General features: G+C 57.5%; 22 protein-coding genes and 4 tRNA genes. 13 read left to right on the forward strand and 13 right to left on the reverse strand.

Translation table 11 applies throughout. The features are described from left to right. Positions 1 to 50: 50 nt before the first annotated feature. A complete protein-coding gene (gene gltX / locus GT756_RS18235; protein WP_004202014.1) occupies positions 51 to 1469 on the reverse strand; it encodes a glutamate--tRNA ligase in 1419 nt (472 codons plus the stop codon). Positions 1470 to 1728: 259 nt separating this feature from the next. On the opposite strand from gltX, the gene GT756_RS18240 reads away from it, so the two are divergent. The 4 genes from GT756_RS18240 (at position 1729) to GT756_RS18255 (ending at position 2127) form a co-directional block, all read left to right on the forward strand. Next, positions 1729 to 1804, forward strand: a tRNA-Val gene (locus tag GT756_RS18240). A 45-nt stretch (positions 1805 to 1849) separates the two neighbouring features. Next, positions 1850 to 1925 (forward strand) — tRNA-Val (locus GT756_RS18245). A 46-nt stretch (positions 1926 to 1971) separates the two neighbouring features. After that, positions 1972 to 2047: transfer RNA gene (locus GT756_RS18250), tRNA-Val, on the forward strand. Between the two features lie 4 nt (positions 2048 to 2051). Beyond that, positions 2052 to 2127 (forward strand) — tRNA-Lys (locus GT756_RS18255). Between the two features lie 86 nt (positions 2128 to 2213). Here the strand turns inward: GT756_RS18255 and GT756_RS18260 are convergent. Then, a complete protein-coding gene (locus GT756_RS18260) occupies positions 2214 to 3140 on the reverse strand; it encodes a LysR family transcriptional regulator (protein WP_004202013.1) in 927 nt (308 codons plus the stop codon). 88 nt (positions 3141 to 3228) lie between these two features. Between GT756_RS18260 and GT756_RS18265 the strand changes: the two genes are divergently transcribed. Further along, positions 3229 to 4227: a bile acid:sodium symporter family protein gene (locus tag GT756_RS18265; protein ID WP_094309776.1), complete on the forward strand. Its 999-nt coding sequence runs from the start codon at positions 3229 to 3231 to the stop codon at positions 4225 to 4227. On the opposite strand, the gene GT756_RS18270 is transcribed toward GT756_RS18265, so the two are convergent. The 3 genes from GT756_RS18270 to zipA all read right to left on the reverse strand — a co-directional run bounded on the left by GT756_RS18270 (position 4224) and on the right by zipA (position 7590). Continuing rightward, complete coding sequence (locus GT756_RS18270) at positions 4224 to 4442, reverse strand: DUF3820 family protein (protein WP_004202007.1); 219 nt, start codon at positions 4440 to 4442, stop codon at positions 4224 to 4226. The genes GT756_RS18265 and GT756_RS18270 overlap by 4 nt on opposite strands. 1 nt (position 4443) lies before the next feature. Beyond that, positions 4444 to 6459 carry an NAD-dependent DNA ligase LigA gene (gene ligA, locus GT756_RS18275; RefSeq protein ID WP_160124981.1) on the reverse strand — a complete coding sequence of 672 codons (2016 nt, stop codon included), beginning with the start codon at positions 6457 to 6459 and terminating at the stop codon, positions 4444 to 4446. 69 nt (positions 6460 to 6528) lie between these two features. Next, positions 6529 to 7590 carry a cell division protein ZipA gene (gene zipA / locus GT756_RS18280; RefSeq protein ID WP_004202003.1) on the reverse strand — a complete coding sequence of 354 codons (1062 nt, stop codon included), beginning with the start codon at positions 7588 to 7590 and terminating at the stop codon, positions 6529 to 6531. 230 nt (positions 7591 to 7820) lie between these two features. Between zipA and cysZ the strand changes: the two genes are divergently transcribed. From cysZ to crr, 5 genes are all read left to right on the forward strand, one after another. After that, entirely contained in the window at positions 7821 to 8582 is a 762-nt protein-coding gene (cysZ, locus tag GT756_RS18285; protein WP_017900461.1) for a sulfate transporter CysZ, read from the forward strand. 176 nt (positions 8583 to 8758) lie between these two features. Beyond that, positions 8759 to 9730 (forward strand): cysteine synthase A, encoded by a 972-nt coding sequence (gene cysK / locus GT756_RS18290; RefSeq protein ID WP_004202001.1) that lies wholly within the window; start codon positions 8759 to 8761, stop codon positions 9728 to 9730. 380 nt (positions 9731 to 10110) lie between these two features. Then, a complete protein-coding gene (ptsH, locus tag GT756_RS18295; protein ID WP_002913505.1) occupies positions 10111 to 10368 on the forward strand; it encodes a phosphocarrier protein Hpr in 258 nt (85 codons plus the stop codon). A gap of 44 nt (positions 10369 to 10412) precedes the next feature. After that, positions 10413 to 12140: a phosphoenolpyruvate-protein phosphotransferase PtsI gene (gene ptsI, locus GT756_RS18300; protein ID WP_004201998.1), complete on the forward strand. Its 1728-nt coding sequence runs from the start codon at positions 10413 to 10415 to the stop codon at positions 12138 to 12140. A 42-nt stretch (positions 12141 to 12182) separates the two neighbouring features. Further along, entirely contained in the window at positions 12183 to 12692 is a 510-nt protein-coding gene (gene crr / locus GT756_RS18305) for a PTS glucose transporter subunit IIA (protein WP_000522253.1), read from the forward strand. 40 nt (positions 12693 to 12732) lie between these two features. On the opposite strand, the gene GT756_RS18310 is transcribed toward crr, so the two are convergent. Beyond that, positions 12733 to 12972 carry a hypothetical protein gene (locus tag GT756_RS18310; protein ID WP_017900460.1) on the reverse strand — a complete coding sequence of 80 codons (240 nt, stop codon included), beginning with the start codon at positions 12970 to 12972 and terminating at the stop codon, positions 12733 to 12735. After that, the gene (pdxK, locus tag GT756_RS18315) at positions 12969 to 13835 is read right to left on the reverse strand and encodes a pyridoxine/pyridoxal/pyridoxamine kinase (protein WP_017900459.1); all 867 of its coding nucleotides are present in this window, start codon (positions 13833 to 13835) and stop codon (positions 12969 to 12971) included. Before pdxK ends, GT756_RS18310 begins: the two co-directional genes overlap by 4 nt. Positions 13836 to 13917: 82 nt before the next feature. On the opposite strand from pdxK, the gene ptsJ reads away from it, so the two are divergent. Next, complete coding sequence (gene ptsJ, locus GT756_RS18320; RefSeq protein WP_160124982.1) at positions 13918 to 15216, forward strand: transcriptional regulator PtsJ; 1299 nt, start codon at positions 13918 to 13920, stop codon at positions 15214 to 15216. 163 nt (positions 15217 to 15379) lie between these two features. After that, positions 15380 to 15775, forward strand: coding sequence for a nuclear transport factor 2 family protein (locus tag GT756_RS18325; protein ID WP_004201993.1), 396 nt, complete (start codon positions 15380 to 15382; stop codon positions 15773 to 15775). On the opposite strand, the gene cysM is transcribed toward GT756_RS18325, so the two are convergent. The 5 genes from cysM to cysP form a co-directional block, all read right to left on the reverse strand. Continuing rightward, positions 15772 to 16683 (reverse strand): cysteine synthase CysM, encoded by a 912-nt coding sequence (gene cysM / locus GT756_RS18330; RefSeq protein ID WP_004201992.1) that lies wholly within the window; start codon positions 16681 to 16683, stop codon positions 15772 to 15774. The two genes, GT756_RS18325 and cysM, sit on opposite strands and share 4 nt — an antisense overlap. A 118-nt stretch (positions 16684 to 16801) precedes the next feature. Then, on the reverse strand, positions 16802 to 17896 hold the full coding sequence (gene cysA / locus GT756_RS18335) for a sulfate/thiosulfate ABC transporter ATP-binding protein CysA (protein WP_004201991.1): 1095 nt from the start codon (positions 17894 to 17896) through the stop codon (positions 16802 to 16804). Beyond that, entirely contained in the window at positions 17886 to 18761 is an 876-nt protein-coding gene (cysW, locus tag GT756_RS18340) for a sulfate/thiosulfate ABC transporter permease CysW (protein ID WP_004201990.1), read from the reverse strand. The genes cysA and cysW overlap by 11 nt, the downstream gene beginning before the upstream one ends. After that, a complete protein-coding gene (gene cysT, locus GT756_RS18345) occupies positions 18761 to 19594 on the reverse strand; it encodes a sulfate/thiosulfate ABC transporter permease CysT (RefSeq protein ID WP_160124983.1) in 834 nt (277 codons plus the stop codon). Before cysT ends, cysW begins: the two co-directional genes overlap by 1 nt. Further along, on the reverse strand, positions 19594 to 20610 hold the full coding sequence (gene cysP, locus GT756_RS18350; protein WP_160124984.1) for a thiosulfate/sulfate ABC transporter substrate-binding protein CysP: 1017 nt from the start codon (positions 20608 to 20610) through the stop codon (positions 19594 to 19596). The genes cysT and cysP overlap by 1 nt, the downstream gene beginning before the upstream one ends. Positions 20611 to 20810: 200 nt before the next feature. Here cysP and GT756_RS18355 point away from each other — a divergent pair, with 200 nt between their 5' ends. Then, positions 20811 to 21173, forward strand: coding sequence for an endonuclease domain-containing protein (locus GT756_RS18355; protein ID WP_072071552.1), 363 nt, complete (start codon positions 20811 to 20813; stop codon positions 21171 to 21173). 227 nt (positions 21174 to 21400) lie between these two features. Here the strand turns inward: GT756_RS18355 and GT756_RS18360 are convergent, their stop codons facing one another. Beyond that, the gene (locus tag GT756_RS18360) at positions 21401 to 22300 is read right to left on the reverse strand and encodes a Dyp-type peroxidase (protein ID WP_160124985.1); all 900 of its coding nucleotides are present in this window, start codon (positions 22298 to 22300) and stop codon (positions 21401 to 21403) included. Between the last annotated feature and the right edge of the window lie 37 nt (positions 22301 to 22337).

Here is a 22337-nt window from a genome sequence, read left to right on the forward strand (position 1 = left end):
ACAAAAAAACGGCAGGATTATATCCTGCCGTTATATCATCTACGTCCCCGTCAGGACGCCTGGCCTTCGCGCTCAGCGATAAAAGCCAGCGCTTTATTGATACGCTCTACGCTACGGGACTTGCCGATTGCATGGACGGTTACGTCAAGCGCAGGAGACTGCCCAGCACCGGTAACGGCCACGCGCAGCGGCATACCGACTTTACCCATGCCCACTTCCAGCTCATCAGCGGTCGCCTGAATCGCGTGGTGGACGTTTTCCGCCGTCCAGTCGCTAATCGCCGCCAGCTTGTCGCGGACGACTTCCAGCGGCTGACGCGCTACCGGACGCAGATGTTTCTTCGCCGCGTCGGCGTCGAACTCAGCGAACTCTTCATAGAAGTAGCGGCAGCTCTGGGCAATCTCTTTCAGCGTTTTGCAACGCTCGCCCAGCAGCTTCACCAACTCGGCCAGCTGCGGACCGTTGCGGGTATCGATATTTTCCTGCTCGATATGCCACTGCAGATGGGTCGCCACATACTCCGCCGGCAGAGTATTGATGTAATGATGGTTCAGCCACAGCAGCTTGTCGGTGTTGAACGCACTGGCGGATTTGCTGACCGCCCCCAGCGAGAAGAACTCGATCATCTCTTCGCGGGTGAAGATCTCCTGATCGCCATGGGACCAGCCCAGACGCACCAGATAGTTAAGCAACGCTTCCGGCAGGTAGCCATCGTCGCGATACTGCATCACGCTGACCGCCCCGTGGCGCTTGGAGAGTTTCTTGCCATCGTCGCCGTTAATCATCGATACGTGCGCGTATACCGGCACCGGCGCGTTCAGCGCTTTAAGGATGTTGATCTGGCGCGGCGTGTTATTGATATGATCTTCACCACGGATCACGTGGGTGATCGCCATGTCCCAGTCATCCACGACGACGCAGAAGTTGTAGGTCGGGGAACCATCGGTACGGCGAATGATCAGATCGTCCAGCTCCTGGTTGCTGAACTCGATAGGTCCGCGGATCTGATCGTCAAAAATAACTGACCCTTCCTGCGGGTTGGCGAAACGCACCACGCACGGCTCATCGTCGGCATGATGCTCGTGGCTATGGCGGCAGCGGCCATCGTAACGCGGCTTCTCACCGTTCGCCATCTGCTCTTCGCGCAACGCTTCCAGACGCTCTTTCGAGCAATAGCATTTATAAGCGGTACCGGCTTCCAGCATCTCATCGATCACGTTGTTATAACGATCGAAACGTTTGGTCTGGTAATAGGGACCTTCGTCCCATTGCAGATTCAGCCAGTTCATGCCATCCATGATGGCTTCAATTGCTTCCGGGGTGGAGCGTTCGAGATCGGTGTCTTCAATACGCAGTACAAACTCACCGCCGTGGTTACGGGCAAAAAGCCAGGAATAGAGAGCAGTACGCGCACCGCCAACGTGCAGATAGCCGGTTGGGCTTGGCGCGAAGCGAGTTTTGATTTTCATGAATTGGCCTTACGTTTAATAAAGATGCCGATAGACGGCAATGTCCGGTGGAAATTATGGGTCAATATTCTAACACCGTGGGCTGATTCCTCAATGTTGTTCCCGTCGGAACGTCGCGGTTTACCATTTTTGTTTATAAATCATGCTATGACGCCGGTTTTACGATCGCTTTGTTTAATTTTACGACGAACGAACGAATTCTTTAGAAAAGGCGTTGACTCATTTTCAACTCTCCCTATAATGCGACTCCACACAGCGGGGGTGATTAGCTCAGCTGGGAGAGCACCTCCCTTACAAGGAGGGGGTCGGCGGTTCGAACCCGTCATCACCCACCACTACTTAACGTAGTCTCCGCCGTGTAGAACAGAAAATTGAGAAGTGGGTGATTAGCTCAGCTGGGAGAGCACCTCCCTTACAAGGAGGGGGTCGGCGGTTCGATCCCGTCATCACCCACCAATTTCTCGCCAGCTGGATTTTCTGTCAAAATGTGAAGTACCGAAGTGGGTGATTAGCTCAGCTGGGAGAGCACCTCCCTTACAAGGAGGGGGTCGGCGGTTCGATCCCGTCATCACCCACCACTTCGGGTCGTTAGCTCAGTTGGTAGAGCAGTTGACTTTTAATCAATTGGTCGCAGGTTCGAATCCTGCACGACCCACCAATGTAAAAAGGCGCCCTAAAGGCGCCTTTTTGCTATGCGTGGAACACAGCCCCGGCCACGAGCTTCCCCGTGGCGATAAAACGCGATCAACGCTGATACAGCGGATCTTCAACCCTGGCGGCGGTGAGATTGCCCCCTTCTTCTCGCACGATTTCCCATAACGCCTGGGCGGCGGTCGACAGCGAGCGGTTTTTCCGGCATGCCAGCATCAGCTGCCGCTCCATTACCGGAGTCAGTCGCTTCACCGCCAGATGGCTTCCCTGCGGTAACGGCAGCGCCAGCGCCGGCAGTACGCTGATGCCAATTCCCGATTCCACCATCGGAAACAGCGTTGCCGGATGGCCAATCTCCTGCACAATGTTCGCCCGGACAGCCAGCCTGCTGAGCGCCGCATCAATCAGCGGACGGCTGCCGGAAGCATAGTCCTGCAGGATCAGTCTCTCATTCTGTAGCGCCTGCCACGGCACTTCAGTCAGGCTGGCAAAAGGATGATCCTCCCGGCAGAGCAGCAAAAAAGGTTCCGCCAGGACCACCTCGCACTGCAGATCGGCCGCCGGGCCCGGATCAATCACGATGCCAAAATCCACTTCTCCCTGGCGAATACTCTCCAGGACCCACTGCTGGGGCCGGTCGTGCAGCACAAAATCGATATCAGGATAACGTCGATTACTGTGAGCAATACACTGCGGAATAAGGTGGGCGGAAATCGTCTGACTGGCGGCGACCTTAACGGTGCCACTCAGCTGCTGGCCTACCCGACCGGCATCGCGCAGCGTCACCGCAAGCTCATCGAGCAAACGCTCCAGCCTGCCTGCCAGCTGCTGACCCGCCTCGGTGAGGACCACCTCCCGGGTGGTACGGTCAAGGAGACGGACTCCGGTCTGATGCTCCAGCTCCTTGACGCTGTGGCTGACGGCCGACTGGCTTAAGCCAATCATCTCCCCCGCCCGGCTAAAGCTCCTGGCGCGGGCAACGGTAACGAATACTTTTAACTGACGCAGAGAGTAATTCATCTTTTTAATTCATGAATAGATGCAATAAATCAATTTTATTTCTCAAATCAAAAAAAGCACAATAGCGCATCTCTTTTCAGGAGCGTTTATGAAACTTTTCCGCATTCTCGATCCGTTTACGGCAACCCTGGTCACTGTTGTCCTGTTGGCCTCATTCTTCCCGGCCCGTGGCACTTTCGTCCCCTTCTTTGAACATCTCACCACCGCCGCCATCGCCCTGCTGTTCTTTATGCATGGCGCCAAACTCTCCCGGGAGGCAATTATCGCCGGCGGCAGCCACTGGCGTTTGCATCTGTGGGTGATGTGCAGCACCTTTATCCTCTTCCCGGTGCTGGGGGTTCTGTTTGCCTGGTGGGCGCCGGTGAAGGTCGATCCGATGCTCTACAGCGGTTTTATTTATTTGTGCATTCTGCCGGCCACCGTGCAATCCGCCATCGCCTTCACCTCGCTGGCCGGAGGCAACGTCGCGGCGGCGGTCTGCTCAGCTTCGGCCTCCAGCCTGTTGGGCATCTTTGTTTCACCACTGCTGGTGGGGGTCCTGATGAACCTTCACGGCGCAGGCGGTAGCCTCGAGCAGGTCGGAAAGATCATGCTGCAGCTGCTGTTGCCTTTCGTGCTCGGCCATTTATCGCGGCCGTGGATCGGCAACTGGGTGGCGAAGCATAAGAAGTGGATTGGTAAGACCGACCAGACCTCGATTCTGCTGGTGGTCTACTCCGCCTTTAGCGAGGCGGTGGTGAACGGGATCTGGCATAAAGTGGGCCTGGGATCGCTGCTGTTTATCGTGGTAGTCAGCCTGGTGCTGCTGGCCATCGTCATCGCGGTCAACGTGTTCGTCGCCCGCCGCTGCGGCTTTAACAAAGCCGATGAAATTACCATCGTCTTCTGCGGTTCGAAAAAGAGCCTGGCCAACGGCATCCCGATGGCCAATATTCTCTTCCCGACCTCCATCCTCGGCATCATGGTGCTGCCGCTGATGATCTTCCATCAAATCCAGCTGATGGTCTGCGCGGTGCTGGCACGGCGCTATAAGCAGCAAACCGATGCGCGTCTCGCTCAGGAAAAGACTAACGCTGCCAAAGCCTAACGCGCTTTCTTCAGGGGCTGGACCAGATCGCTCAGCCCCTCGCTTTTAATCAGCAGGGTCAGCGCCATCAGCTCGCCGAGATGGCCGGCAGGGAATTGATCCTTGCGCGCGAACCACAATAAATACTCCTCCGGGACATCGATTAAACGACGCCCCTTGTATTTACCGAACGGCATCTCGGTATTGGCGATCTCGACCAGCTGCGCTTTATCCACGTTATTCTCCCAACAGGCGCATCATTTCGGCTTCGTCAATCACCTCGATGCCGAGCTCCTGCGCTTTCGCCAGCTTAGAACCCGCCGCTTCGCCTGCAATCACCAGATCGGTTTTCTTCGACACGCTGCCCGCCACCTTCGCCCCCAGCGCCACCAGACGCGCTTTGGCATCATCCCGCGACAACTGACTGAGGCTGCCGGTCAGGACGACGGTTTTGCCTGCAAACGGGCTGTCAATCTCTTCCGCCTTCACCACCACCGGCGCCGGCCAGTGAACCCCTTCCGCCAGCAGCTGCGCGATGACATCGCGGTTGCTCTCTTCGGCAAAGAAGTTGAAAGTATGGGTGGCGACGACGATGCCGACATCAGGGACCTTCTTCAGCTCCTCAATGGAAGCCTGCTCCAGGGCTTCGAGGGTGCCAAAATGCGCCGCCAGGCCTGCCGCCGTGGCTTCTCCTACCTCGCGAATGCCCAAGGCGTAGAGGAAACGCGCGAAGGTTGTCTCTTTGGCTTTCTCGAGAGCGTTGACCACGTTTTGCGCGGACTTCGGCCCCATCCGATCCAGCCCGGTCAGTTTCCCTGCGGTCAGCCGGAACAGATCCGCCGGGGTATGGACGTACTCTTTCTCCACCAGCTGGTCGATGATCTTATCGCCCATGCCGTCAACGTCCAGCGCGCGACGGGAGACAAAGTGCTTGAGCGACTCTTTGCGCTGCGCGCCGCAGATCAGGCCGCCGGTACAGCGGGCTACCGCCTCGCCTTCCACTCGCTCAACGTCGGACTGACAAACCGGGCAGTGGGTCGGGAATTCAACATCCCGGGCATCTGCCGGACGTTCGGAAAGCACCACGTTGACCACCTGAGGGATCACGTCGCCTGCCCGGCGAATCACCACCTTGTCGCCGATTTTCAAGCCTAAGCGTTCAATCTCATCGGCGTTATGCAAAGTGGCATTACTCACCAGCACGCCGGCGACATGGACCGGCTCCAGGCGCGCCACCGGCGTAATCGCCCCGGTGCGACCCACCTGGAACTCCACGTCCCGGACGAAAGTCATCTGCTCCTGGGCCGGGAACTTAAAGGCCACGGCCCAGCGCGGCGCGCGGGCGACGAAACCCAGCTGTTCCTGCAGCGCCAGCGAATCGACTTTGATCACCACGCCATCAATGTCAAAGCCCAGATGGGGACGATCTTCCTCGACTTTACGATAGTAAGTGAGCACTTCCTCGGGGGTATGGCAAAGAGTGACGCGATCGCTCACCGGTAATCCCCATGCTTTGAACTGCTGTAAACGGGCCGAGTGGCTGGCCGGCAGCTCACCGCCCTCCAGCACCCCAACGCCGTAGCAGAAGAAAGTAAGCGGTCGCTTCGCGGTGATGCGCGGGTCCAGCTGGCGCAACGAGCCCGCCGCCGCATTGCGCGGGTTAGCAAACACTTTTCCGCCGGTGCGGCGAGCTTCTTCATTGATTTTTTCGAACCCGGCCTGCGGGAGAAACACTTCCCCGCGCACCTCCAGGCGTGCGGGGATATTATCGCCATGCAGCCTGAGCGGGATGGTGCGGATGGTTCGCACGTTAGAGGTAATATCCTCGCCGGTGGTGCCGTCGCCGCGGGTCGCCGCCTGCACCAGCACGCCGTTTTCGTAGAGAATGCTCACCGCGAGACCGTCGAGCTTCAGCTCGCAGCAGTAGATGAGCGGGTCAGTGCTTTTCAGGCGATCCAGCACCCGCTTGTTGAAGGCCAGAAAGCTCTCTTCGTCAAACACGTTGTCCAGCGACAGCATCGGCACTTCATGGCGGATCTGGCTGAAGGCGGTCAGTGGCGCCGCCCCTACGCGCTGAGTCGGCGAATCCGGGGTAATCAGCTCCGGATGCTGGCTCTCCAGCTCGCGCAGCTCGCGCATCAGCCGGTCATACTCCGCATCGGGCACTTCCGGCGCGTCCATAACGTGGTACAGGTATTCATGATGGCGAAGCGTGGTTCGCAGTTCAGTCAGTTGTTGTTCGATCGGTTCCATATCACACCATCAATGATAAAAAACCCCCGACAGGCGGGGGTTGAGAAGGAGTTGAGATAACGCGGGACGTCAGGCGTTCGCGTCTTTCACTTCGCGAATACGATCCTGGTATTCACGCAGTTTTTGCGGCGTCATCATGCGACGCTGATCGTCAAGCACCACGCCGCCCACTTCATCGGCGATATACTGCGCAGACTGCAGCATCAGCTTGAAGTTCTGCAGTTCATCACCGTAGGAAGGGACCTGCATAAAGATAGTCACCCCAGGGGTCATCATATCCGCCATGCTGTCCGGATTGAAGGTCCCCGGCTTCACCATGTTGGCCAGGCTGAACAGCACCGGGCCGCTGCCGTCCGGGCTCAGATGGCGGTGGAAAATATTCATTTCACCAAACTTGAAGCCGGCCTGCTGGATGCTATTGATAAGCACCTCGCCGTTAAGCTGCGCGCCATGGTGCGCGGCGACGTTCATCACGATGACCGTCTCTTTACGCTCTTTCGGCTGCGGCGCTGCAGGCTGCTGCGGCTCTGTCGGCTGCGGTTCAGCCACCGCGGGCTGCGGCGCGGCAACAGGCTGTGGCGCAGGCTGCTGCGGAGCGGCCGGCTGCGGCTGGGCGACGGTCGGGGTCACCGGCTGCGGCGCGACAGGCTGTTGCACAACAGGCTGCGGCTGGTGTTGCGGTTGCACGGGCGGCTGCGCGGGTTGCGGCTGTTGCCAGCCCGGCTGCGGAGCGGCATGCGGCGCAGACGGTTGTCCCTGCGGTTGTACCGGGGCCTGGCGCGGCGGCGGCGCCTGACGAACCGGTTCCTCAGGACGCACAGGCTGCTGCATCTGGCGCTCGTAAGGCGGCTGGTACTGGTGCTGCGGCGCCTGACGAGGGGCTTCATGCTCCCCATGCGCGCCGTGCGGAGCGTGAGTCACCGGATGAACGCGGACTTCACCTACGCCTTCAACATTATCATCAAAGTCGTCGTTTTCCGACTCATCGTCGCGCGACTTCATACGTTTCAGTGGGCGATCGCGAAACATCGAAGAACGTTCTTTACGGCTGGTCCAGAAACCATGTACCAGTAAAGCGATTATGGCGATCGCGCCAACAATGATTAATATCAGACGCAAATCCTGCATCATTATATTCTCTGTTGTTCTAACACCTTGCCACCACGGCAAACATTTACTCACTAAGAGTATTTGCCGATTACCTCAAGTGCAAGTGCGTCGGTCGCTTTCACCACATAAAGATGAACTAAATCGTGCTTTTTGCTGTTTTTTCGAACATTTCCTAACTGGTTATTGTCTGACGACCCGATAAAATAAGCGAGCATTCACACTGGATGTTAAAAAAGGAGCAATGCCTGGCTATGGTTTCATCATCCGCACCGACCCCGCGTAGCGGCGTACACTATTTTTCGCAGGGCTGGAAACTCATCGGGCTGCCGGGCATACGTCGTTATGTCTTCCTGCCTTTACTGGTTAACGTGCTGCTGATGGGCGGTGCTTTCTGGTGGCTGTTTACCCGTCTCGACAGCTGGATCCCTTCGCTGATGAGCCATGTACCTGACTGGCTGCAGTGGCTGAACTACCTGCTGTGGCCGGTGGTGGTGCTGTCGATCCTGCTGGTGTTTGGCTACTTCTTTTCTACTATTGCCAACTGGATTGCCGCCCCGTTCAGCGGCCTGCTGGCGGAACAGCTGGAAGCGCGTCTGACTGGCGCCACCCCGCCGGACGTCGGCGTCTTTGGCATCATGAAGGATATTCCACGCATCATGAAGCGTGAGTGGCAGAAGCTGGCATGGTACCTGCCCCGCGCCATCGTGCTGTTGCTGCTCTACTTTATACCCGGCGTTGGCCAGACGGTGGCTCCGGTACTCTGGTTCCTGTTCAGCGCATGGATGCTGGCGATTCAATACTGCGATTACCCCTTCGATAACCACAAGGTCCCCTTCAGGACCATGCGCGAAGCGCTGCGCAGCCGCAAGGTGATGAATATGCAGTTTGGCGCGCTCACCAGCCTGTTCACCATGATCCCGGTGTTAAACCTGGTGATCCTCCCGGTGGCTATCTGCGGCGCCACCGCCATGTGGGTCGATTGCTATCGCGACAGACACGCCAGCTGGAAGTAGTCGTCACACCTCTCCCGGGGAGCGGCGAGCGCCGCTCCTTATATCTCCGCTTATTCCTTCTTGCTCATCATTATTTCCCTTACGCATATAGATATGCTAAATCCTTACTTCCGCATATTCTTTAAGCGGGTATGCTGATGCCGTACCCCCAAATTTCATACAGTTAAGGACGGGCCATGAGTAAGATTTTTGAAGACAACTCCCTGACTATCGGTCATACGCCGCTGGTACGACTGAACCGAATTGGTAACGGTCGTATCCTGGCAAAGGTAGAATCTCGTAACCCGAGCTTTAGCGTAAAATGCCGTATCGGCGCCAATATGATCTGGGATGCTGAAAAGCGTGGCGTGCTGAAACCTGGCGTGGAACTGGTCGAACCGACCAGCGGCAACACCGGTATCGCCCTCGCCTACGTGGCGGCGGCACGCGGCTACAAGCTAACGCTAACCATGCCGGAAACCATGAGCATTGAGCGTCGTAAGCTTCTGAAAGCGCTGGGCGCCAACCTGGTGCTGACCGAAGGCGCCAAAGGCATGAAAGGCGCCATTCAGAAGGCGGAAGAGATTGTCGCCAGCAACCCGGAAAAATTCCTGCTGCTGCAGCAGTTCAGCAACCCGGCTAACCCGGAAATCCACGAAAAGACCACCGGTCCGGAAATCTGGGAAGACACCGACGGTCAGGTGGATGTCTTCATCTCCGGCGTCGGTACCGGCGGTACGCTGACCGGCGTCAGCCGCTACATTAAAAACACCAAGGGCAAAAAAGATCTGATCACCGTCGCGGTTGAACCGACCGATTCGCCGGTCATCTCCCAGGCGCTGGCGGGTGAAGAGCTCAAGCCGGGCCCGCACAAAATTCAGGGCATCGGCGCCGGCTTCATTCCTGGCAACCTGGATCTGAAGCTGGTGGACAAAGTAATCGGCATCACCAATGATGAAGCGATCTCCACCGCACGCCGCCTGATGGAAGAAGAAGGCATCCTGGCGGGTATCTCTTCCGGGGCCGCCGTTGCCGCGGCGCTGAAGCTGCAGGAAGATGAGGCCTTTACCAATAAGAATATTGTGGTTATCCTGCCTTCCTCGGGTGAGCGTTATTTAAGCACCGCGCTGTTTGCCGATCTCTTCACCGAGAAAGAACTGCAACAGTAGTGCCAGCTTGTAAATAATGTGTAAAAAAGCACCTTTTCAGGTGCTTTTTTGTGGCATACGTCAAAGTTTTACCCCTCCTGGCATTGATTCACCTCGTAGGGTCTGGTATTTAACCAGCACATTTATTTTGATGCGCGAAATTATTCAGAAGAGGATTTCCGCCAGCTGAATCGATTTTATGATTTGGTTCAAGTCTTCCTTTCGCGGCATAATGTTTAATGACGTGCTAGACGTCAATGGCCCGCAGGTCTTCGCAGCGCCAGGCGCTGCCGACGCCAAGGCCGGAAACGTAACGCCGGCGCTAACAATACAGGCTAAAGTCGAGTCGTTAGACTAGACTTTAGGTCCACAACACTAAACCTATAAGTTGGGGAAATATAATGTTCCAGCAAGAAGTTACCATTACCGCTCCGAACGGTCTGCACACCCGCCCTGCTGCTCAGTTTGTTAAAGAAGCTAAAGGCTTCACTTCTGAGATCACTGTAACCTCCAACGGCAAAAGCGCCAGCGCCAAAAGCCTGTTCAAACTGCAGACTCTGGGCCTGACCCAGGGCACCGTAGTGACCCTCTCCGCGGAAGGCGAAGATGAGCAGAAAGCTGTTGAGCATCTGGTTAAACTGATGGCTGAACTCGAGTAAGTTCACGGGTTCTTTTTCATATCAGTCACAAGTAAGGTAGGGTTATGATTTCAGGCATTTTAGCATCCCCGGGTATCGCCTTCGGCAAAGCACTGCTGCTGAAGGAAGATGAAATTGTCATCGACCGGAAGAAAATTTCTGCCGATAAGGTTGATCAGGAAGTTGAACGTTTCCTGAGCGGCCGCGCCAAGGCCTCCGCCCAGCTGGAGGTCATCAAAACCAAAGCTGGTGAAACTTTCGGTGAAGAAAAAGAAGCCATCTTCGAAGGGCATATTATGCTGCTGGAAGATGAGGAGCTTGAGCAGGAAATCATAGCCCTGATTAAAGATAAGCACATGACTGCCGACGCGGCAGCCAATGAAGTTATCGACGGTCAGGCCACTGCCCTGGAAGAGCTGGACGATGAATACCTGAAAGAACGTGCGGCTGACGTACGTGATATTGGTAAGCGCCTGCTGCGCAACATCCTTGGTCTGGCTATCATCGATCTGAGCGCGATTCAGGATGAAGTCATCCTCGTCGCCGCCGATCTGACCCCGTCTGAAACCGCACAGCTGAACCTGAAAAAAGTGCTGGGTTTCATCACCGACGCGGGCGGCCGTACCTCCCACACCTCCATCATGGCGCGTTCCCTGGAACTGCCGGCCATCGTGGGCACCGGCAGCATCACGGCGCAGGTGAAAAACGGCGACTATCTGATTCTCGACGCGGTGAACAACCAGGTTCTGATCAACCCGTCTAACGAGCAAATTGAAGCGCTGCGTAATCTGCAGGCTCAGGTTGCGGAAGAAAAAGCCGAACTGGCGAAACTGAAAGATCTGCCGGCGATTACTCTCGACGGCCATCAGGTTGAAGTGTGCGCCAACATCGGTACCGTTCGCGACGTCGAAGGTGCTGAGCGCAACGGCGCCGAAGGCGTAGGCCTGTATCGTACTGAATTCCTGTTCATGGATCGCGACGCGCTGCCAACCGAAGAAGAGCAGTTTGCGGCTTATAAAGCGGTGGCTGAAGCCTGTGGCTCTCAGGCCGTTATCGTGCGTACCATGGACATCGGCGGCGACAAAGAGCTGCCGTATATGAACTTCCCGAAAGAAGAGAACCCGTTCCTCGGCTGGCGTGCCGTGCGTATCGCCATGGATCGTAAAGAGATCCTCCGCGATCAGGTTCGCGCCATCCTGCGTGCCTCCGCTTTCGGTAAGCTGCGCATTATGTTCCCGATGATCATCTCTGTTGAAGAAGTGCGTGCGCTGAAGAAAGAGATCGAAATCTACAAACAGGAACTGCGTGACGAAGGTAAAGCATTTGACGAATCCATTGAGATCGGCGTGATGGTGGAAACACCGGCTGCGGCGACCATTGCTCGTCATCTGGCCAAAGAAGTTGATTTCTTTAGTATCGGCACCAATGATTTAACGCAATATACTCTGGCAGTTGACCGTGGTAATGATATGATTTCACATCTTTACCAGCCGATGTCACCGTCTGTACTGAATCTGATTAAGCAAGTTATTGATGCTTCTCACGCTGAAGGTAAATGGACTGGCATGTGCGGTGAGCTTGCGGGCGATGAACGTGCTACACTTCTGTTGCTGGGTATGGGGCTGGACGAATTCTCTATGAGCGCCATTTCCATCCCGCGCATCAAGAAGATTATTCGTAACACGAACTTCGAAGATGCGAAAGTATTAGCAGAGCAGGCTCTTGCTCAACCGACAACGGACGAGTTAATGACGCTGGTTAACAAGTTCATTGAAGAAAAAACAATCTGCTAATCCACGAGATGCGCGGCCCAAATTACTGCTTAGGAGAAGATCATGGGTTTGTTTGATAAATTGAAATCTCTGGTTTCTGATGACAAGAAAGACACCGGAACTATTGAGATTGTTGCTCCCCTCTCCGGTGAGATCGTCAACATTGAAGACGTGCCGGATGTGGTTTTTGCGGAAAAAATTGTGGGCGATGGGATTGCCATCAAACCGACCGGCAACAAAATGGTCGCGCCGGTAGACGGTACCATTGGTAAAATTTTCGAAACCAACCATGCGTTCTCTATTGAATCTGATAGCGGCATCGAGCTGTTCGTTCACTTCGGTATTGATACCGTTGAACTGAAAGGCGAAGGCTTCAAGCGTATCGCTGAAGAAGGCCAGCGCGTGAAAGTCGGCGACCCGGTTATCGAATTCGATCTGCCGCTGCTGGAAGAGAAAGCCAAGTCTACCCTGACTCCGGTGGTTATCTCCAACATGGACGAGATCAAAGAGCTGATCAAACTGTCCGGTAGCGTGACCGTGGGTGAAACCCCGGTAATCCGCATCAAGAAGTAATGATTGCTGCATAGAAATGGCGCCGAAAGGCGCCATTTTTTTATATCGCGTGGGTCACCGGCTGATAGCATTTTTCGCGAGATAAGAGACGCAATCCTTCCGGGGTGCTCTCCAGAATGCGCCGCTCGCCGTCAGAGACCAGCAGTTCGCACTGATATCCTCCGGCCAGGCCGAACAGCGACCGCGCCACGCAGGCATCCTCCAGCGCCGCCTCCCCTGTGGTATCAAAATGACCAACAATGCGTCCCTGCTGACGGATCACTAACCGATAGCTTTTCATCTCTGTTGCTCCAGCGGCGGCAGGATCAGTTCGTCACACCCCTGCGCGGCAGTCCAGTTCATCACCTCCAGCACGCGCTGGGCGGCTGCTTCCGTCGCTGCCCCCAGCGCCAGGCCCGAAAGCAACCCGCTCACCAGCTCAGCGCAAAACAGATCGCCGGTACCCTTCAAGTCCGTCTCCACCCGCGGGTGAACCACCACCTGCACTGCATCGGCCGTCACCACCAGCACATTGATTGTCGAAGCGGCCTCTCCTGGCGCGCTGGTGATCACCACCCACTTGAGACTGTCCGACAGCAGGCTTCGCGCCGCGGCGACCGCCTCCTGCTGATTGCGACAGCGCCGGCCGCTCAGCGTCTCCAGCTCAAACAGATTAGGGGTGATCCCTTGCGCCAGCGGCAGCAGGTGCTGACGATAGGCTTCCGGGATCTCGGCCTTGACGTAGATGCCGCTGTCGACATCGCCAATCACCGGATCCACCAGAATACAGAGATCGGGATGGCGGTCACGGACCCGCGTTAGCCACTGCGCCAGGCGTTCAATTTGCACGGCGTTGCCCATATAGCCGGTGGTCACCGCACGCAGTTCGCGCAACGCGTCGCGCTCCTCAAGCGCCTGCAGGTACCCGACAAACCACTCCTCCGGGATAATGCCGCCATAGAACGTCTCATAATGGGGCGTATTGCTGAACAGCACCGTCGGCACCGCCAGCACGCGCAAACCGTGCTGTTTAATCGCCGGTACCGCGATGCTGTTGCCGACGCTGCCGTAAACTACCTGCGACTGCACGGCGACGATATCGACTTCCGACGCCCGGCTTTTGTCGTGAAAGAGCACCGATTGTATGTCATCTTGCTGGCCCATCTTTTCTCCCCCCGCTGGACAGCGGGTCACGCTCTGATTATGATTCGTCCTATGCTAAATTTCATTTTGTCATAGGTCAATAATGTTTGCCGGAAAAACCGCCAGCGATATCTTCGATCATATCCGCCATCTGGTGCAGAGCGGTGGCTTGCAGCCCGGAGAAGTTCTGCCGCCGGTACGCGAGCTCGCCAGCCAGCTGGCGGTGAATCGCAATACCGTCGCCGCCGCCTATAAACGGCTGGTGACATCTGGCCTGGCCGTGAGCCAGGGACGAAACGGCACGGCCATCAAAGCACGGGATCCGCTGCCGGCGCTGGAGGGCGGTGACCCCACGACGCCGCTGAACGATCTCTCCAGCGGCAATCCGGACCCCGCCAGACTGCCTGATTTAGCACGCTATCTGGGCCAAATTGCCCGCACGCCCCACCTGTATGGCGATGCCCCCATCGAGCCGCAGCTTGGCGAATGGGCTGAGGCATGGTTTGCCGGGGAGATAACCGTTCCCTTTGCCCTGAACCTCGCCAGCGGGGCGATTGACGCGCTGGAGCGTCTGCTGTGCGCCTTGCTGCTCCCCGGCGACGGCGTGGTGGTTGAAGATCCTTGTTTTCTTAGCAGCATCAATATGGTGCGTTACGCTGGCTTTACCCCCTGCCCGGTGGCGGTGGATGCCGAGGGGATGGATCCTGTCGGGCTGGAGGAGGCGTTACGCAACGGCGCGCGGGCGGTGATCTTAACCCCGCGCGCGCACAATCCTACCGGCTGTAGCCTGACGGAAACCCGGGCGCATGCCCTGCGGGAGGTGCTGGTCCGTTATCCGCAGGTGCTGGCGATCGTCGATGACCATTTTGCCCTGCTGTCGGCTACGCCCTGGTTTTCTCCTCTGCCCGCGAGCACCCAGCGCTGGGCGGTGGTGCGTTCGATGTCAAAAACCCTCGGGCCAGACCTGCGGCTGGCCTTTATCGCCAGCGATATCGACACCTCCTCGGCGCTGCGCCTGCGGCTTAACGCCGGCAGCCAGTGGGTCAGTCATCTGCTGCAGGATCTGACGCTGGCCTGTCTCACCGATGAGGCGTTTATCGCCTCGATGACGGAAACCCGCCGTCACTATCGCCAGCAGAATGAGAAACTGGCGGCAGCGCTGGCCCGGCACGGCTACAGCCATGCTACGCCTGGCGACGGCCTTAATTTCTGGCTGCCGCTGCCAACGGCGAGCCAGCCCTACGCCTTACGCCTGGCCCGCGCCGGCTGGCTGGTCCGCGAGGGGGGGGTGTTTGGCATTCGTACGCCCTCCCACGGGCTACGCCTGTCGCTGGGCCGCCTGAATGACAATGAGATTGCCCGCCTGGCGGCCGATATAGCCCAGGTCTTAGACGCTCCCTGACGCAGGCAGTGCGTCGAACGCATCGGGGAGTGGTAGCTACTGCCGACAAGTTACTGTAAAAATAAACGAAAACAGGCGTAGTCTTACCTGCATGCCCGGATCGTCGAAACGGATGAAACGCTCACGGTGGCGGACACATCGCTCACAATAAGGAGCACCAGAGATGCATCACATTGACCTGACCCTAAAAGCAGTCATCGAAGCCTGCGACCGCGCTATCTCGCAGGAAGATTACGATACCCTGATGGGCTATTACGCGGAAGACGCCGCGCTGGTCGTCAAACCGGGCATGGTGGTCAGAGGGAAAGAGAATATCCGCAAAGCGTTTATCGCCATTGCCGACTATTTCCAGCACCGGCTGATAGTGACCCAGGGGAAAATGGAGGTCATTGAGGGCGGCGGCAATGCGCTGGTGATTATGGAGACCCGGCTGGATATCCCGACGGCACAGGGAATAACACAGGTTACGCGACGCGCAACCTATGTCTTTCAGAAGCAGGGGGAGCGCTGGTTGTGCACGGTCGATAACTCCTACGGCACCGACCTGCTCGATGATTAAATACCCGCTCCCTGGCTAAAGTGTTCCTCGCCGAACACGCCGGTGGAGAGGTAGCGATCGCCGCGATCGCAGACGATCGCCACCACCACCGCTCCTGGATTTTCGCGGGCGATACGTAACGCCCCGGCTACCGCGCCGCCAGAGCTGACGCCGCAGAAAATGCCTTCCCGCACCGCCAGCTGACGCATGGTGTTCTCGGCATCCTGCTGATGAATATCCAGCACCGCATCCACCAGCGAAGCGTTAAAGATCCCCGGCATATACTCTGCCGGCCAGCGGCGGATCCCGGGAATACTGCTGCCCTCCTCCGGCTGCAGGCCGACGATGGTCACCGGTTTACTCTGTTCGCGCAGAAATCGTGACACGCCGGTAATGGTGCCGGTGGTCCCCATACTGGAGACAAAGTGGGTGATACGCCCTGCGGTCTGCTGCCAGATTTCCGGCCCGGTGGTGGTGTAGTGGGCGTAGGGGTTGTCCGGGTTGTTAAACTGATCGAGCAGTTTGCCCTCCCCGCGCTGAGCCATCTCGAGGGCCAGGTCGCGAGCCCCCTCCATCCCCTGCTCTTTGGTGACCAGGATCAGCTCGGCGCCGTAGGCGCGCATCGCGGCCCGGCGCTCCTGGCTCATGTTGTCGGGCATCAGCAGCTTCATCCGGTAGCCTTTCAGCGCGGCGATCATCGCCAGCGCGATACCGGTGTTGCCGCTGGTCGCTTCGATCAGCACGTCGCCGGGCTGAATTTCGCCGCGCTTTTCCGCTTCGACGATCATCGACAGCGCAGCGCGATCTTTCACCGAACCGGCCGGATTATTGCCTTCGAGTTTGACCCAGATTTCGCTGCCGTTGTCCGGTCCGAGACGCTGAAGTTTGACCAGAGGGGTATTGCCGATGGTGTGTTCGAGTGTATTCACGATGTTTACTCAATAAAAAAGCCGGGCGGCGCTTCGCTTACCCGGCCTACCAGACGCGTGATAATTTCAGACCGGGTAAGCACAACCTCACCCGGCAAAAGCACATGGATTTAAGCTATCAGGCCGACTGCGCCAGAGCAAGCTCGCCGCGTGGCTCGATACGCTCGGTACCGTTGTACAGGCGCGCGTTTTGCAGCCCGACGAACAGCCGTTCGCCGCGGGACGGCGCCTCATCGCCCGTTAACACCACGCTCAGCGGTTCGTCATACCACCCCAGAGGCTGGACGACTAATTGGGTGTAGTGTCCTTTCGGACTGGCCTCCAGGACCTGCACCGGCAGCGGCGAATCCAGGCTGGTTCGGCGGCTGATGTCCACTTCCCACGGACGCAGGAACAGATCCACCGGCCCCTGGTATGCCGGGGTATAGCCTAACGGCCAGCGGTGGGCGCCAACGTGGAACTGTCCGCCGCGGATAACCCCCTGCAGACGATTCACTTCCCCCATGAACTCCAGCACGAAGCGGGTGGACGGCTCACGCCACACGCGTTCAGGCGCATCGGCCTGTTCGATGTTGCCCTGGCTCATCACCACCACCCGGTCGGCAACTTCCATCGCCTCTTCCTGATCGTGGGTGACGAACACGCTGGTAAATTTTAGCTCTTCATGCAGCTGACGCAGCCAGCGGCGCAGCTCTTTACGCACCTGCGCATCCAGCGCGCCGAAAGGTTCATCCAGCAGCAGAATTTGCGGCTCTACCGCCAGGGCGCGCGCCAGCGCCACGCGCTGCTTCTGACCACCGGACAGCTGCGCCGGATAGCGATCCGCCAGGTGAGCCAGCTGCACCATCTCCAGCAGTTTGGTCACTTTGGCTTTAATCGCCGCCGCATTGGGTCGTTCACGGCGCGGCAGCACGGTCAGGCCAAAAGCGATGTTATCGAACACCGTCATATGGCGGAACAGCGCATAGTGCTGGAAGACGAAGCCCACTTTACGGTCGCGGGCGTGCATCCGGCTGACGTCGGTGCCGTGGAAGCGGATATGACCGCTGGTCTGATGCTCCAGCCCGGCGATAATCCGCAGCAGGGTAGTTTTCCCGGAGCCGGAAGGCCCCAGCAGCGCGACCATTTGTCCGGAAGGGATATCCAGCGAGATATCATTCAGCACCTGGGTGCGACCAAACGATTTCTTAATATTGGCAATCTCAATGCTCATGATTTCCCTCCTGTTGCGCGCGTTTTTCCTGATTGGCCAGACGCCATTGCAACATACTCTTTAAAAACAGGGTCAGAATAGCCATTAACGTCAGCAGGGCCGCGGCGGTAAACGAGCCGACGGTGTTGTAATCCTGCTCCAGTAATTCAATTTGCAGCGGCAGCGACAGCGTTTCTCCGCGGATCGAACCGGAGACCACCGACACCGCGCCGAATTCGCCGATGGCGCGGGCGTTGGTCAACACCACGCCGTACAGCAGCGCCCAGCGAATATTGGGCAACGTCACCCGGCGGAACATCTGCCATCCGGAAGCCCCCAGCAATACCGCCGCCTCATCTTCATGGCTGCCCTGACTCATCATCACCGGCACCAGCTCACGCACCACAAACGGACAGGTGACAAAGATCGTCGCCAGCACCATGCCCGGCCAGGCGAACATGATTTGCAGATTATGTGCATCAAGCCAGCCGCCCAGCGGACCGTTAGAGCCGTAGAACAGCAGATAAACCAGACCCGCGACCACTGGCGAGACGGCGAACGGGATATCCAGCATCGTCAACAGCAGCTGGCGTCCCGGGAACGTAAAGCGTGTGACCAGCCAGGCCAGCAAGGTCCCGAACACCAGATTCACCGGCACGGTAATCAAGGCGATCATCACCGTCAGCCAGATGGCGTGCAGCATGTCCGGGTTCGCCAGGTTTTCCAGTACCGGCATTAACCCTTTGCTGAAGGCCTGAATGAAGATGTAGAGCATCGGCACCACAAGGATGAAGGCGGAAACCAGCATCCCGACGCCAATCAGAAACCATTTGCCCCAGTTGATGCGGGGCGCGTCGTAGCGTTTCAATTGAGTAACTTCCGCCATTAGTGACCTACCACGCGTCGACCAAAGCGACTCTGCAGGGTATTGATGGAAAACAACAGCAGCAGCGAGGCGGCCAGGATCACTGAGGCGATGGCGCTCGCCGCCGGATAGTCAAACTCCTGCAGACGAATAAAGATCATCAGCGACGTCACTTCCGTCTTCCACGCGATGTTGCCGGCGATAAAAATCACCGCGCCGAATTCGCCGAGGCTGCGGGTAAACGACAGAGCGATGCCCGCCAGCAGCGCCGGCGACAGCTCCGGCAGGACCACCTTGCGGAAACTCTGCCAGCGCGTGGCGCCCAGCGTTTCCGCTGCCTCTTCATATTCCGGTCCCAGCTCTTCCAGCACCGGCTGCACGGTACGCACCACGAACGGGATGCTGGTGAAAGCCATCGCCACGGCGATACCGAGCCAGGTATAGGTCACTTTAATATCGAACTTCGCCAGCCATTCCCCGTAAATGCCGTTTACCGAAAACAGCGAGGCCAGGGTCAGGCCGGCTACCGCCGTCGGCAGCGCAAACGGCAGGTCCATTAAGGCATCCAGCAGCGTGCGGCCAGGAAAACGATAGCGGGTAAGGATCCACGCCATCAGCAGACCGAAGACGCCGTTAAAAATCGAGGCCACGAACGCCGACAGCAGGGTCACCTTATAGGCCGCCACCACCTGCGGGTTGGTGATCACATCCCAGTACTGCGCCCAGCTCATCTGCGCCAGCTGCATCACCAGCGCGCTGAGCGGTAATAACAGAATCAGACAGACAAACAGCAGGCTGGTGCCGAGGCTCAGGGTCAAGCCCGGCAGCACGCGCTTGGACGACACAGCAAACATTACTTACGCCCCGCCGCCAGCAGTTTGTCCAGTTCGCCGCCGCTGGCGAAGTGGGTTTTCATCACCTCAGGCCAGGAGCCAAACTTGTCCTCCACGCGGAACAGTTCGGTCTGCGGGAATTTATCCTTCAGCGAATCCATCACTTTCGGGTTGTTTACCCGATAGTAGTAGTCGGTAATGATGGTCTGCGCCTGCGGGCTGTAGAGCCAGTTCAGATAGGCTTTCGCCGCCTTTTCCGTGCCGTTGGCTTTGACGTTTTTATCCACCCAGGCCACCGGGAACTCCGCCAGAATGTTGGTTTTCGGGATCACCACTTCAAATCCCTGCGCCTCATACTGCTTGCGAATATTGTTCACTTCCGACTCGAAACTGATCAGCACATCGCCCAGGCCGCGCTCGGCGAAGGTAGTGGTCGCCCCGCGTCCGCCGGTGTCGAAGACTTCGACGTTCTTCAGGAACTGGGTCATAAACTGTTCGGTTTTGGCTTTATCGCCACCGTCGGCTTTATCCGCCGCGCCCCAGGCCGCCAGGTAGGTGTACCGCGCGTTGCCCGAGGTTTTCGGGTTCGGGAAGATCAGCTTAACGTCAGAGCGGACCAGGTCGTTCCAGTCATGAATGTTTTTCGGGTTGCCTTTGCGCACCAGGAAGCCCATCGTCGAATAGAACGGCGAGCTGTTGTTTGGCAGGCGGCTTTGCCAGTCGGCCGGGATCAGGTTGCCTTTGTCATGCAGGATCTGCACGTCCGTCACCTGGTTGTAGGTCACCACGTCCGCCTTCAGGCCCTGCAGGATCGCCAGCGCCTGCTTGGAAGAACCGGCGTGCGACTGCTTGATGGTCAGCTTGTCTCCACCATTGTCCCTCGCCCACTGCTGCTCAAAAGGCGGGTTAAGGGCGGCAAACAGCTCGCGGGAGACATCATAGGAGCTGTTCAGCAGCTCCGTCGCCTGCGCCTGCGCCACCAGCAGCAGGGAAGCCGCCAGCGCCAGATATCCTTTTTTCAGTGATTTAACGGCCATTGCGCACCCTTATCAAAAATGATCATTTACTGATGATCATCATATTTATAACGGGTACGAAAGGAGTAACGGTTTTATATACCGTTTGGCGATTTGGAAGTCGAAAAGGGAATAAGCACCTGGCAAAGCTTAGCTGAAAGCTGCTCGCAGGTTAGACGTGTCATTGTGACAAACGGCAGCCAGGCGCGCACTGTGTTTATATGAAAAACACACAGATATTTGCTCGTCAGCTCAGACGTAGCTTAACGCCAACAGAACGTCGACTATGGTACTTACTGCGCAACCGCCGTTTTGCTTGCTATAAGTTTCGCCGCCAGCATCCCGTTGGCCCCTATATTCTCGATTTTGCCTGCTGCGCAACACGGCTGGCGATTGAACTTGACGGCGGTCAACACGATCAGAGACGCGTCTACGATGTTCGCCGTACCCGCTGGCTACAGAGTCAGGGATGGCGGGTTTTACGCTTCTGGAATAATGAGTTTGAAGAGTATGAAGAGGCGGTGATGGAGAGGATACTTGAAGCGCTTGAGTCGCCAATGCCCTCACCCCGCCCCTCTCCCTGAGGGAGAGGGAGAAAAAGAGTCCGCACGCAGATTCCATAACCGCACCGAACGGTTCCCTCTCCCTCAACGAGAGGGAGAAAGAGAGTCCACACGCAGATTCCATAACCGCACCGAACCGTCCCCTCTCCCTCAGGGAGAGGGAGAAAGAGAGTCCACACGCAGATTCCATAACCGCACCGTACCGTCCCCTCTCCCCTTTGGGGAGAGGGTTAGGGTGAGGGGACAAATTACAGCGCCTGAATACGCTCCAGGGAGGGCGCGAAGTAATAGCCGCCGGTCACTGGTTTGGTGAAGCGCAGCATCGCGTCGCGTTTGCCGTCGGTATCGCCGAACATGCTCAGCAGCTGCTGCTCGATGTTGTACAGACGCGCGCAGTAAGCGCAAAAATAGAGGCCATGGGTACCGCTGGCGGTGCCATACGGCAGGCTCTGGCGAACAATTTTCAGCCCTTTGCCATCTTCTTTTAAGTCAACGCGGCTCAGGTGCGACGTGACCGGACGTTCGTCGCCATCGATCTCTTCATTGGCTTCCTTGGTGCGGCCGATCATCATCTCCTGATCCGGCACGCTCATGCGGTTCAGCTGTTTGAGATTATGCTCCCAGCGCTGGACGAACACGTAGCTGCCGCCCGCGTCCACGCCGTCTTTGATCACCGCCACTTCACGACGGGTTTCTTCCCCCGCCGGGTTTTCGGTGCCGTCGACGAAGCCGCTGAGGTCACGCTCTTCCACCCAGCGGAAGCCGTGGATCTCTTCTTTCACCTCGATAGCGTCGCTAAAGGCGGCCAGCGCGGCCTGCGCTACCGAGAAGTTCACTTCATGGCGGGCGGATAAAATATGAATCAGCAGGTCATACTGGGTGGACGGCGCCAGCCCTTTGCCGTAGACCGGAAAATCTTTTAACTCTTCCGCCCCTTCGCCGCCGCTCAGCTGACGCCAGACGTTATTGCCGAACGCCACCACGGCACCGAGTTTGGCGTCAGGGAATTTAGCCTGAAAGGTGGCCACTTTATCGACAAAAATTTTGCTCGCTTCGCGCAGGGCGTTAACGTCCCCTTTGACATTGGCTTCAATCCAAATCGCCGCGCGGCAATGTTCCGGCAAAATGCCGCTCTGAACCTGAGACATCGCTCCTCCTGAAATGATGCAACCACAACGCTGTCGC

The organism is Klebsiella sp. Q2 (genome assembly GCF_009900705.1).
Classification (GTDB): Bacteria; Pseudomonadota; Gammaproteobacteria; order Enterobacterales; family Enterobacteriaceae; genus Klebsiella; species Klebsiella quasipneumoniae.